An 11662-nucleotide genomic window follows, 5' to 3' on the forward strand; every position below is an offset into this window, starting at 1 on the left:
CTTTTGGAAGGATTCCCATTATACAATCTAGCTGCACGACAGCTTATTTAAAAAAATCAATGGACTTAATTATTGCAATTTAACCAGAAATATCGAAATAATAAGTGCTTGTGCGACTGCACTACATCATAAAAATTCCTGAAAGAGGTTATCAAATGGTTCTGTATTTTTCCAGCGATAGGTGTTAAAATCTCGATAATCAACTGACAAAATTCGCCCATGACCTAGTTGTTCTGCCAGAATAACGAGAGAAGCATCGGCCAAATCCATCGGCAAATCTTGATATTTTTCTATCAGTTCTTCAATACACTGGCAATGATTTTGTTTCAGATCAAAGATTTGTAGTTTTCCTGTGGAAATTTTATTAATAAAGATTTTTGGAGCATCCACTCGTACTCTTTTTTGTAATAAATAGCAGGTCTCCGTAACGACGCACCAGGTTGTAATAAATTGCTGACTAGCTAAATCTTGAAATCTTTTTTTGGCGGCTATATGAACTGCATCTTGTTTATTAGCAAGAGCTAACCAAAAGCCTGTATCAACTATGATCATATTTTTGATTAAGTTCATTATCTATATAGTTTTTATAGTTTTTTGAGAGGTCTGTTTCAGCTTCTATACAACCGATAAAGTCTGACCAGTCTTGCAAGGAATTTTCTGAAGTTCTTTGTTGATTAAGAGGATAAGTAGGGAGGCACAATTATTTGTAGGATGGGTCGAGTAACGAGACCCCTCTTACTTCATCCGGATTGTAAACAGGTGATCGCGAAGCACTCCTTACGGGCGATCGCTCTAAAAAATACTTAACGAATAATGATAATACAACCTATCAAGTGCTTGATTTGTTTATCTTAAACCGCGACCCCCAACTTGTCGGGGGATGAATCGCGGAAGGTTTCAACTGTTACGCCACATAAAACTACGCAAATTCCACTTGTTCATAAATGTCGGTTATGTTTAGTTGTAATTTTAAAGACTGCATCGAGAAGGTTTCTGCGCCTTTTTCATATTCCGTAAGTAGCCATTGACCTTGACTGGTTTTGGTAAACTGTTCAATGTTAACGCTATATTGATCAACCAAAATATACTCTTGTAGTTCAGGAATGGAACGATAATGGGTGAACTTGGTGCCGCGATCATAGTCTTGAGTTGACTGGGATAAAACTTCTATAATCAGCAAAGGATTTGTAATCGTAGTTTTACCTTGATAGTAAACAGGATCGCCGCTAATCACCATTACATCAGGGTAAGTATATTGGTTGTAACGAGGTATCCAGAGCCTTACATCGCCAATGAAGACTCGATAGTGTTGACCTTTCAGAGCTACCTTTAGGGTAGTGCATAAATTAGTTACTATTTCATTGTGATTAGTGGTACCTCCAACCATGGCGACTATTTCTCCATTTCTGTACTCATGCTTATATTCCGCCTTTTCTTCTAGAGACAAATATTCTTCTGGAGTAGAAACTTTTTTAGGCTTATCCTCAGCTTTTTTCTGCTCAATGATACTAACTGTCATAACTTAATTCTCCAATTATTCCATTGCTTATAAGTAGAGATGCACAATTATTTGTAGGATGGGTTAGCGGTAGGGTAACCCATGGGGGTGCCAACCTACGTTAATCTTACTTACTATCGTACCCGGTAACCTTAGGTCACTGGATTTTTTCAACGGTTATGGTGCGATCACTTATTCAGCGAATTCCCTGCAGCAGCGCTTGCACTATCCCCTATAGATAAATAGGTAATCTCAAAAATATAGTTCAAAACTCCGAATAACCGCTCTAAGTTAGATATACTATATTCTTCAATATTTTTGACAAAATTATCTTCTTCTAATTTGCTAAATTCCCAAATTTTACCATTAGAAACAATACCGTATAATGTTTGATTTAGTTGATTATTCAGTTTTTGTGCGGCAATTAATTCAGCTAAACATTGTCCCCAACCTTCTTCAAAGTTATCTTTTTTGGCTTCTACTAATATTAAATAAGGAGATTCAAAAATCACTTTTCCTCTCGAAGATCTTTTGGCAACAACATAGTCAGGTATTCCTGATAATTTTTCGTCATAGTTTAGGGGTTGATGACTCCAAATCAATAAATTATCTCGGTACTTTTGCCATATTTCTGTTAGAATGGGGAAAATAATACCTTCGCAAATTGCATATTCTGAGTTAAAAACAACTCCTTCTTTTAGCAGTAATTTAAAGCGATTAATGAAATAAACATCTGGGGAGAATGATTTTTCTTGTACAAAGTTTTCTTCTAGATAATTTAAGGGAAAATCATCCAAAACTTGAGCAATATTTTTATATTGATTAAAAGACATAACTAATTTTATCCTTCTGAGTCGGGTTTCAACTTTTGTGAAGGTAACCAACCGAAATCAAGCATTTGCTCCAGAGTATAGGGACAGATCTCCGGAAATATTGTCGGTGATAACCCGGATTTTTTGATTGCCAGTTTCCGAGCTTTGTCGTAGTCTTTTGGTAGGATTGCCAAGAAGTGGTTATGAAGAACCCGGGACTCCAGCAGAGCATCAAGTTCCAACCGGAAGTTATCAATTTCTTTTTCCCAACCTTTACCTGACCAAGGGCGTTCGGTTTGCCAATGTTCGTACAGTAGTAAATGGATGAGGAGTCGCAACAAATAACTTTCCACTTTATAACGTTGCTCTCTTCCCAATGCGTCTATTTCCTCAATTAAATTCCCCCAGTCAATGGCACTGAAATCTTGCTGCTTGAGTTGTGCTAGGGTTAAGTCTAACCAAGCAGGATAGTCCTGTTCGTAAAGCGAGGCGAGGTTTGTTGTTTGAACCATGGGGTTATCCGTTTGTTCTAGCTTTACTTAAAATAGTATATAGTCATAGGCCATCTAATGTCAATCAGGCAAGATATACAATACACCTAGATAAAGTATTTTGATGCGATTGGTTGTGAATTAAGTCAATATGCTTAGCCTGATCAATCAATCGCTATTCCCAAAAATGGGTATTGAGCATGGTGTCAATAAGTAGGGAGGCACAATTATTTGTAGAATGGGTCGAGTAACGAGACCCATGGGGGTGTTGGGTTTCATGCTTCAACCCAACCTACGTTAATCTTATATTTAATTCCACTGACCGACTTATCAGTTCCAATAGTAACCGGTGGTGGTACATTAGAATGGGAATATGCCATTGGTTCTGGAAGGATGGATATTTGTTTACGCTATGGCAAGGCAGTAATGGGCATATAGTTAAAGGTGCGGAATGTGGGATGGAGAGATATCTTCGGTGGTAGAAGAATCAGAACTAACTTCTTCAACCAAAATAACGACTTCAACAGTTTGTCCTACAGTCAGATCTGGAGATTGAATTTCAATTCTATTTCCTGGTAGGACTTTTGCTGTGGTGTACAAAGTTGATTTGACCATTTTCAGCCCTTTGCTTATAATATTTGGCGCAAAATTAATTATAATCATCCGTAATGGAGTAGTTTGTTGGGTTTGGTATTAAACCCAACCTACGGTGAAATTCTTGCAGGAGCGCTTGTTAATCAACTTGCATTTTGGCAAAAACATCTATTAGGGAGCTTATAAAATCTGACTACATGACAGCTTAATGGTCAAAAAACCATAACATTTTATCCGATTTCTCCTCCAAATATTCCATTGTCCTGAGTATAGCCTTATTCTACATGGAGACTGGAACAGTGCTTTTGGGATACCCCTGAAAGCTTTGCGGGATAACCAGTCTTTCACCCAGAGGAAGGCTAAGAAATGATCCTATGGTTGTAGCAGCGATAATGAGTTTGGATAACTGATTCATGGTAATGTCCTGAATAAATAGTGAAAGGCTAAATTGAATAACTTTTAACGACAGAGAGTTTTTGCAAATTAACAGACAAGAAATTAGGTTGGAGTGAAGAAAACGTCCATATCACTCAACCTAAAAGAGATCGCTGACATTAGGCTATCTTGGTTAATTTATTCCTTGGTTAAACGAGTACCTGTGTCCAAATTTAGCAACCCATCTGGAATTATTTGATATTTTCTTTCACCAGATAATCCTGCTGAACTTCTCACTTTAACATAAACTAAATCTCCAGTACGTTTCCAAATACCTTCGATATTGGTAATTCTTGTACGCGGACGGGTGTAACCACTGTTAATGAAAGATGAACATTTTTCTAAAAAATCCCCACTGTCATAAAAGAACGAAATACAGTCTTGCTTTATTCCTACATCACTATCACTCTTAGTTGAATTATAAGCAGCAATTAATTTGGGACTAGAGGAAGGAGAATTTTGATTTTGAGTAGTACATTCTGCGGGAATTGCGTTTGCTGCTGCTCTAGGATTAGCTCCTATCGCTAGACCCAATAATGCACCAATTGCTGATCCAGTGCAGTATGCTGGTAAAGATTGCGCTTGAGCCATATTTATATTCCACCCGAGCATAGAAACCATAGCTGTTCCACCAATCAATAATTGATTAAACTTGTTCACAGTAATTTTTACCCCTGGTTTTTTAGTTTCTTGTTCATAATTAAAGCATGGATTTTGGAGAAGAATCAATAAGTTGAATTAATTTCTTAGTTATTTCTCACATAGCAGTATGCGGTTGAAAAAAAATCAAATAGATAAGCTAAATTCTAAGTGTATGAAAAAATTTTCAATCAACACCAGTCCACATTTAAACCAACTTAGCAAATTAACTATTTTTTTTCAGTAATAGATAAAAGCTCATAGCAGTAGCCAATATATTTGGTAGTAAAATACTAAACATTGGAATGTTTTCTGAAATTATTAAAGCATTTATAAATGCCTCAAATATTTTTGTTGAGCCAACAATTACTAAAGTAAAGCTAAAACTACTATACTTAATTCTTGGTCGTAAATTAATTCCTATAGATGTACCTAATAAGGCAAAAACAATGCAGGAAATAGGTATGTTAAATCGTTTGAATAGGTTAAATCTTAACTTGATTATTTTACTCATATCCCCTAATTTCTGTGCAACTAACAATCGTTGATGGACTTGGAAAATATTCATTTCTCTATCATCTAATTTTTCTATATCTAGTTGAAATTGCCGAGATATATTAGGTAAATCAATAATCAATTGTTCAAATTTAATTGCTTCACCATAGGAACCATCTCGGTTAATTACACTTTTTAAGCCATCGTAAAAACAAAAATATTTGTTTTTGTCATACAATGCAGCAAATTGAGAGTTTATAATTGCTTTTAATCCCTGGGAATCTGCAATTAATAAAGTAACATTTATCATTTTCCTATTGAACATTTTCTCTGCATAAAATAAGTATCTTAAATACTTGTTTTTATTTGATATTTTTTGCTCATTTATTGTTACTAATTCTTGATAAAGAATATCATCATTTTTCAGATTTTCTCGAGTGATATTCATCAATAATTCTAGGGTAATTGCAGCTTTATAGTTAGTAGCAGGAACAATAAAATCATTCACAAAAAATAATATTAATCCAATAATAACACTGAGTTTAATAACTGGATATAGCAATTTATATAAACTTACTCCACAGCTTTGTAAAGCGATAATCTCACTAGTATTTGATAATTTATTGTAGACTAATATTGTTGTCATTAAAATGGAAATTGGTACGGCGATAATAATAAATTCCGGTAATTTAAGAATATGCAAGTATATTAAGTCATCGAAAGATATTTGTTTGTTTAGAAGGAAGTTAAATTGCTCAAATGATATACCAATTGATTCGGTAACTACGGTAACAATAATAATATTAAATAATAAGATGGGAATAATTTCAGAAATTAAATATCGTTCTAGTAATGATAATTGAGGAACAATATCTACTTTTTTCATATTATGCTTATTTGAATTATTATCATCTCCGTTAAGTAGGGAGGCGCAATTATTTGTAGGATGGGTTGTCGTTGGGTTTCATACTTCAACCCAACCTACGTTCATCTTATATTTAATTCCACCAACCCACTTAAGCTGAAATTACACTTTTAACCCTCTTATCGGGGAAACAAAAAATCTAGTTCCCTCCGGTAGTCAATAGGAGAGTTTTAGAAATTTTGATATTTGGTATCACCTATTGATGAAATTAACTGCTTGACTTTGTGCTGCTCTTACTTCCCCTTGGCAAGTGTTATTTGCAGAAGAAAGACCAAATCTATTTATACATTCAGCTGCTCCATCTCTGGCTGCGGTAGTAATATCTGCAAGCGTTGTGTTTTTATCAATGGTTTGTACATAACCCAATGAGGGAACTGTAACAGTTAAAGTTTGAGGAGTTGTAGGAGTAGGTTGGACTGGGGTGACACTACCACCACCTTGAGTTGTACCACCACCAGTATTGCTAGATGTACTACCACCACCTTGAGTTGTACCACCACCAGTATTGCTAGATGTACCACCACCACCTTGAGTTGTACCACCACCAGTATTGCTAGATGTACCACCACCACCTTGAGTTGTACCACCACCAGTATTGCTAGATGTACCACCACCACAGGAAGTTAGCATCACAGCAGTGAGCACAACAGTTGTCGTACCCATCAATAATTGATTAAACTTGTTCATAGTAATTTTTACTCCTGGTTTATATTTTCGTTTATTGCTCATAATTAAAGCATTGATTTTTGGGAAGAATAGATAAATTGAATTAATTTCTTAATTAGTTCTGATATCACTGTAACTGTTGAAAAAAAATCAAGTGGATTAACTAAATTCCATAAGTGCATGAAAAAATTTTCAATCAAGACCACAAAAATGGAACAATTATAGATTTTTTCTCAAGAGGGTGTGCAATTGCAATTTAAGCGATGCTACTGTAGATGCGAGGCCTGCGGCGTAGCCATCGCCATAAGATGACACCACATATCAAGTATTTTAGGTATAGTTTGTTGGGTTTTCTCAACCCAACCTTGTATAATATATTTAGAAAAATTAATTTACATTCATCTTATTAAGAGGTGTAAAAATATGACTGAAACTAAATCTCATAAAGTGGTACGTCGAGGCAGATTATTTCCTGAAATTCAGTGGACAGAAGACAGGATCAATCTGTATAGAAGTGAGCTGGAAACTCATCATCAACGCTGTAGAGTGGTTTTTGAAAAATTGCAACCAGATTTGATCAAAAATCATTATAACTGGTTTATGGCAGTTGATTCAGAAAGTGGAGATTATTTCCTTGATAAAGATGAAGAAGTTGTTACTCAAATGTTTTTGCAAAAACATCCAACTGCTATACCCTTTATTTTTGTGATTAATGAAACTGGAGTAGCTGGTAGGATATGATTCTAGGCGATTTTGGAAGTGATGGGGAGATTTTTTTTGAAATTGATTTAATTACTGCTGATGATTTAGAATTACCAGTAACAGCAATGTTAGATACTGGTTTTACAGAGTTACTTGCTGTTAATTCTCAAGATTTAGAAGCATTAGGTTGGCGTTTTTTGCGGGAAAGACCACTCAAAACAGCGCAGGGAATCAAGACTTTTAGGATTTATTTAGGAAAGGTACGTATTGACGGAAGAGAGTTTGAAATTCCGGTTTATGGTGGTGAGGAAATTACAGAAATTTTACTTGGTAGTCAATGGTTGAAGATTATGCGATTAGTTGCGGATATGTCCGCAGATGTTTTAAGTTTGGAGATAGTTTGAGAAATCTATAGAGTTGTGTAATATCTTTTTACACACGGGTAGTTCCTTTAAAACTTGGGGATGAGAGATAAAATAATCACTTAGCCGATGACATCCCCGTGTAAGTAATTCATCTAGTGATTCTACGCGCCACAACCGAGCTGTTCCATCACTTGCACCGGAAGCGAGATATTTACCATCAGGACTAAAAGCTATAGTGCTGACACCCCTGCGATGTCCCCTGAATTCTCTAACCACATTCCCTTTCAAGTCCCAAAGTCGGATAGTCCTATCATTTGAACCAGTAGCGATAAGTTGACCATCAGGACTGAATACTACACTATTAACACTTCCTTCATGTCCTTTTAACTCTCTAATTAAATTACCTTTGAGATCCCAAATACGGGTTATACCATCTTCTGAAGCAGTAGCAAGAAGTTGATCATCTGGACTAAATGCTACACTACGAATATCCTTTTCGTGTCCTTTTAATTTTGTGACTATGTTACCATCAAGGTCTAAAACTACAGCAAGTACCAAATCTTTACCTTTAATACCTTCTAAACGACTAACTTCCCGCGATAAACCCATGGCTAAAAGCTGACTATTATGACTAAAATTTATAGTTAGAAAAATACTTTTTTTAAACTTAAACTGTTTTAGTAAATTTCCTTCAATATCCCAAAGTTTTACAGCATCACCTATGGGAACAGTCGCAATCAACTTTCCATTAGGACTTAAAACCATGTCATTAATATAGTCATCATAAGCCTGAAATTCCCTAATTAAACCACCTTGGTAATTCCAAATCCGGATTTTTTTATCCCGTGAGCTCGTAAATAAAAACTTACTATCTGGACTAAATGCTATACTCGTCACCCAATCTTGATGTCCTTCTAGTTTAACTATTAAATTACCTTGAAGATCCCAAACACGACCAGCTTGATTTTCCGAAGCAGTTGCAATTAAATTACCATCCCGGTTAAAGGTTATACTTCTAACATTAGGCCAATGTTCTTTAAATTCTCTTATAAAACTGCTCTGAAGATCCCACACACGAACAGTTTCATCATCTGAAGAACTAAAAATAGAAAGACCATCTAAACTAAAAGCTACACTTTTAACACTTTGCTCGTGTCCTTTAAATTTCTCTATTAAATTACCTTGAAGATCCCAAAGTCTAATGGTATTATCATCTGCACCACTGGCAATGAATTGACTATTAGGACTAAAAACTACGCTATTTACACCTTTTTGATGTCCTTTGAATTCTTCTATTAAATTGCCTTTAAGATCCCAAAGTCTAACTGTATTATCATTTCCACCACTGGCAATAAATTGACCATTGGGACTAAAAATTACACTTTTAACGCTTTGTTGATGTCCTTTAAATTCTTTGATTAAATTGCCATTAATATCCCACAGTCTAATGGTATTATCATCTGCACCACTAGCAATAAATCGACCATTGGGACTAAAAGCTACACTATTTATGCTTCCTTTATGTCCTTTAAATTCTCTGATTAAATTGCCATTAATATCCCACAGTCTAATGGTATTATTTCTCATTCCTATAGCCAAAAGTTTAGCATCAGGACTAAAAACTATACTTAAAATTGGAGTGAAAAAGAAACCATAATTATTCCTAAGAACTTCCTCAAAAACTTTAAACTCAGCTAATAATTTACCGTCAAAATCTAAAATTCTAGTAGTGTTATCTATGGCAACAGTCGCTAAAATCCGACCCTTTGAGCTAAAAGCTACTTCCCTAACACTATCTTTTCCAAACTCACTTTTTAATCTGGTTATTACATTACCTTTCAAATCAATAATAGCTGTTGTGTCGCCAAATGTAGAAATAAAAGCCAGGTGTTGATTATTAGGAATAACTACAAATTTATAAGTGTAAATAATGCCACCAAAACGATTTTTTTCACGGCTATAATCTAGGATATTATGTAAAGCATTTAAAGGACTGATGGCTGGATATTGATCTAAAGTGCTATTTCCAACTAATTGTTTTAACTGTTGTCCAGTTTTCATTGACTCAATTAAAAGTGCAATTTGATCTTCTGTATCTGATAAAAATCTGCGAATGATATTAGTTCCTTCCCGTTCTAATTGTGTTCCCTTAATGGCTACTTGTCGCAATTGTTCTGCTCTTTGTAAATTTATGACAGACTGTTCTAGTTTTTGACGATTCACTTCTAGCTTAATCTCAATTTTTCCTAACTCATCTCGATTTTTCTGATTTTGAGATTCCGCTTTTTGCTTTTGTTTTAAAATCACTTGACGCTCCTGTTCTAAAGCTGTTTTTTGTGCTTGAAATTCTTCAACCTGTTGTTCAGCTTTATTTCTATCTATTTCCAACTGTTTCAAATTACCTTGAACAACAAGTAATTGTTGATTTGCTTGTTTTGCACCTAACTCAATTTGACTACGTTCTTTACTCACGCGAGTTATCTGTCTTTCAATTCTATCTCGTTCTTGTTTTGTATTAATTAACTCCCGGTTTGCTTGATTAGCTTTTTGGGATTCTCTCTCAGCTTTACTAGCTTGGATAAATGCAAAAATTAATGTACCAGTTAATACTAATAAACTAATATTAACAGAAACAATTAATAACCTGCGGGCTTTTTGTTTTTCCTGTTCAGCTATCTTTCTATCTTGCTCTGCTTCTTGTTTAGCATCCTCTAAAATTTGTTTTGCTTCATTTTCTATTGCCAGTTGTTTGCCAAATTCGCGGGACTGTTCAGTTAATTTACTATCACTTAAAAATTCTTCGTCGTCTTTACTAATACTTTTATTCTGTTTCCAAGCTAAAGCGTGAATGAGAACTTCTCCATTTAATAGATAGGCTGAATTTTTACCGGAACTTAACCATAAATTAAAAGACTGATGATAGGGTCTTATACTATCCAACTGTTCTTGAACCCAATCTTGATTAAAAATTTCTTGATAAATAGGATTAAAAACTTCTAAACCTCCATTTCTTCTAACTACTAAGCCAGACAGTCTTAGTTCTGATTCAAATTCTTTTTCTTTACCCAAATCTTTACTAAGAAAAATTCCATGCTTGAGAATATATTGATAAATTTCTAATAATTTTCCCACTCGGTTCTCATTGGCAATCAATCTAGTTTTAATTTGATCAAAATGTTGATAGTCATGATAATTATTAATAAGTTGAGAATAGACAAGTTGCCGAATAGTTTCTTTTTCTTTTCCCTCAGATACTTTAATATCTAACTTAACTAGTAGGTCACACACAGTTTGAGTTAAAAAAGGTTGTCCCCCAGTCCAATATAAAACTTGTTTTAATGTTTCATTTTGGTTACTAGCTAATCCTTTTAATCCCTCAGCTAAAACTAAACTTTCATGAAACTCAAAGCCATTTAATTCCACAGCTTTACCGATATTAAAAGGACTCTCTACTGGATTTTTAATGAGGTCACTTGGAGTTGCTACTCCTAACAAGCAGAAAGTCAATCTTTGGTAATTTATATTTTGATTTCTCTGGTTATAAAAAAATCTGATCAATGCGAAAAAATTATCTCGAAATGATAAACCAAATGAGCAATCAATTTCATCTATGAAAATTACAATTTTCTTTTGAACTGACGTTAATAATTCATGGGAGACAAAATTATTTAACAATTGACTAGGTGATAGATATGATCTAGGTTCTATCCAACTACCTAAATCTATTTCTATTTTCTCTTCTAAAGCAATCGCATTCAACAGATTATAAATAAATGAAACATACCATTCCTGCTGAGTAACTTGAGTTCCAATACCTTGTAGGTCAATGTCAATACAAAAAAATCCTTCTTTTTTCAACTTATATTGAGTTTGATCTTTAATTGAAGATTTCCCCATCTGACGACTGTTAAATACATAGCAGTATTCCCCTTGCTTTAATAAATTAAATAATTCTGTATCTGCTGTTCTGATCACATAACTAGAACTATTTATTGGTAATGTTCCCCCAACTTTATAGAACGATGTAGCCATTTTTTTAT

Annotated in this window: 11 protein-coding genes; 2 read left to right on the top strand and 9 right to left on the bottom strand. The window is 34.5% G+C overall.

Annotated features, from left to right (window positions below):
- Positions 1-126: 126 nt before the first annotated feature.
- The 8 genes from IAR63_RS15570 to IAR63_RS15605 all read right to left on the bottom strand — a co-directional run bounded on the left by IAR63_RS15570 (position 127) and on the right by IAR63_RS15605 (position 6576).
- Positions 127-552 (bottom strand): type II toxin-antitoxin system VapC family toxin, encoded by a 426-nt coding sequence (locus IAR63_RS15570; RefSeq protein ID WP_187705898.1) that lies wholly within the window; start codon positions 550-552, stop codon positions 127-129.
- Positions 553-919: 367 nt separating this feature from the next.
- Positions 920-1519, bottom strand: a complete 600-nt coding sequence (locus IAR63_RS15575) for a Uma2 family endonuclease (RefSeq protein WP_096547520.1) — start codon at positions 1517-1519, stop codon at positions 920-922.
- Between the two features lie 167 nt (positions 1520-1686).
- Complete coding sequence (locus IAR63_RS15580) at positions 1687-2331, bottom strand: hypothetical protein (protein WP_006277497.1); 645 nt, start codon at positions 2329-2331, stop codon at positions 1687-1689.
- An 8-nt stretch (positions 2332-2339) separates the two neighbouring features.
- Positions 2340-2822, bottom strand: coding sequence for a DUF29 domain-containing protein (locus tag IAR63_RS15585; RefSeq protein ID WP_057178328.1), 483 nt, complete (start codon positions 2820-2822; stop codon positions 2340-2342).
- Between the two features lie 417 nt (positions 2823-3239).
- Positions 3240-3416, bottom strand: coding sequence for a hypothetical protein (locus tag IAR63_RS15590; RefSeq protein ID WP_177169564.1), 177 nt, complete (start codon positions 3414-3416; stop codon positions 3240-3242).
- A 552-nt stretch (positions 3417-3968) separates the two neighbouring features.
- On the bottom strand, positions 3969-4490 hold the full coding sequence (locus tag IAR63_RS15595; protein ID WP_187705899.1) for a hypothetical protein: 522 nt from the start codon (positions 4488-4490) through the stop codon (positions 3969-3971).
- 205 nt (positions 4491-4695) lie between these two features.
- On the bottom strand, positions 4696-5850 hold the full coding sequence (locus tag IAR63_RS15600; RefSeq protein ID WP_071242608.1) for an LptF/LptG family permease: 1155 nt from the start codon (positions 5848-5850) through the stop codon (positions 4696-4698).
- Between the two features lie 231 nt (positions 5851-6081).
- A complete protein-coding gene (locus IAR63_RS15605) occupies positions 6082-6576 on the bottom strand; it encodes a hypothetical protein (RefSeq protein WP_187705900.1) in 495 nt (164 codons plus the stop codon).
- A gap of 402 nt (positions 6577-6978) precedes the next feature.
- Here IAR63_RS15605 and IAR63_RS15610 point away from each other — a divergent pair, with 402 nt between their 5' ends.
- A complete protein-coding gene (locus IAR63_RS15610; RefSeq protein ID WP_057177366.1) occupies positions 6979-7296 on the top strand; it encodes a hypothetical protein in 318 nt (105 codons plus the stop codon).
- A complete protein-coding gene (locus IAR63_RS15615) occupies positions 7293-7661 on the top strand; it encodes an aspartyl protease (RefSeq protein WP_187705901.1) in 369 nt (122 codons plus the stop codon). The genes IAR63_RS15610 and IAR63_RS15615 overlap by 4 nt, the downstream gene beginning before the upstream one ends.
- Here IAR63_RS15615 and IAR63_RS15620 read toward each other — a convergent pair.
- Positions 7641-11654 (bottom strand): WD40 domain-containing protein, encoded by a 4014-nt coding sequence (locus tag IAR63_RS15620; RefSeq protein ID WP_187705902.1) that lies wholly within the window; start codon positions 11652-11654, stop codon positions 7641-7643. The two genes, IAR63_RS15615 and IAR63_RS15620, sit on opposite strands and share 21 nt — an antisense overlap.
- Positions 11655-11662 lie beyond the last annotated feature (8 nt).

The sequence above is a fragment of the Cylindrospermopsis curvispora GIHE-G1 genome, assembly GCF_014489415.1.
GTDB classification, from domain to species: Bacteria; Cyanobacteriota; Cyanobacteriia; order Cyanobacteriales; family Nostocaceae; genus Raphidiopsis; species Raphidiopsis curvispora_A.

What these genes read in the sequence shown, in the direction of transcription:
- IAR63_RS15620 (WP_187705902.1), bottom strand. Translation starts at nt 11,654, where the DNA reads ATGGCTACATCGTTCTATAAAGTTGGGGGAACATTACCAATAAATAGT.
- IAR63_RS15615 (WP_187705901.1), top strand. Translation starts at nt 7,293, where the DNA reads ATGATTCTAGGCGATTTTGGAAGTGATGGGGAGATTTTTTTTGAAATT.
- IAR63_RS15575 (WP_096547520.1), bottom strand. Translation starts at nt 1,519, where the DNA reads ATGACAGTTAGTATCATTGAGCAGAAAAAAGCTGAGGATAAGCCTAAA.
- IAR63_RS15585 (WP_057178328.1), bottom strand. Translation starts at nt 2,822, where the DNA reads ATGGTTCAAACAACAAACCTCGCCTCGCTTTACGAACAGGACTATCCT.
- IAR63_RS15605 (WP_187705900.1), bottom strand. Translation starts at nt 6,576, where the DNA reads ATGAACAAGTTTAATCAATTATTGATGGGTACGACAACTGTTGTGCTC.
- IAR63_RS15570 (WP_187705898.1), bottom strand. Translation starts at nt 552, where the DNA reads ATGATCATAGTTGATACAGGCTTTTGGTTAGCTCTTGCTAATAAACAA.
- IAR63_RS15600 (WP_071242608.1), bottom strand. Translation starts at nt 5,850, where the DNA reads ATGAAAAAAGTAGATATTGTTCCTCAATTATCATTACTAGAACGATAT.
- IAR63_RS15580 (WP_006277497.1), bottom strand. Translation starts at nt 2,331, where the DNA reads ATGTCTTTTAATCAATATAAAAATATTGCTCAAGTTTTGGATGATTTT.
- IAR63_RS15610 (WP_057177366.1), top strand. Translation starts at nt 6,979, where the DNA reads ATGACTGAAACTAAATCTCATAAAGTGGTACGTCGAGGCAGATTATTT.
- IAR63_RS15590 (WP_177169564.1), bottom strand. Translation starts at nt 3,416, where the DNA reads ATGGTCAAATCAACTTTGTACACCACAGCAAAAGTCCTACCAGGAAAT.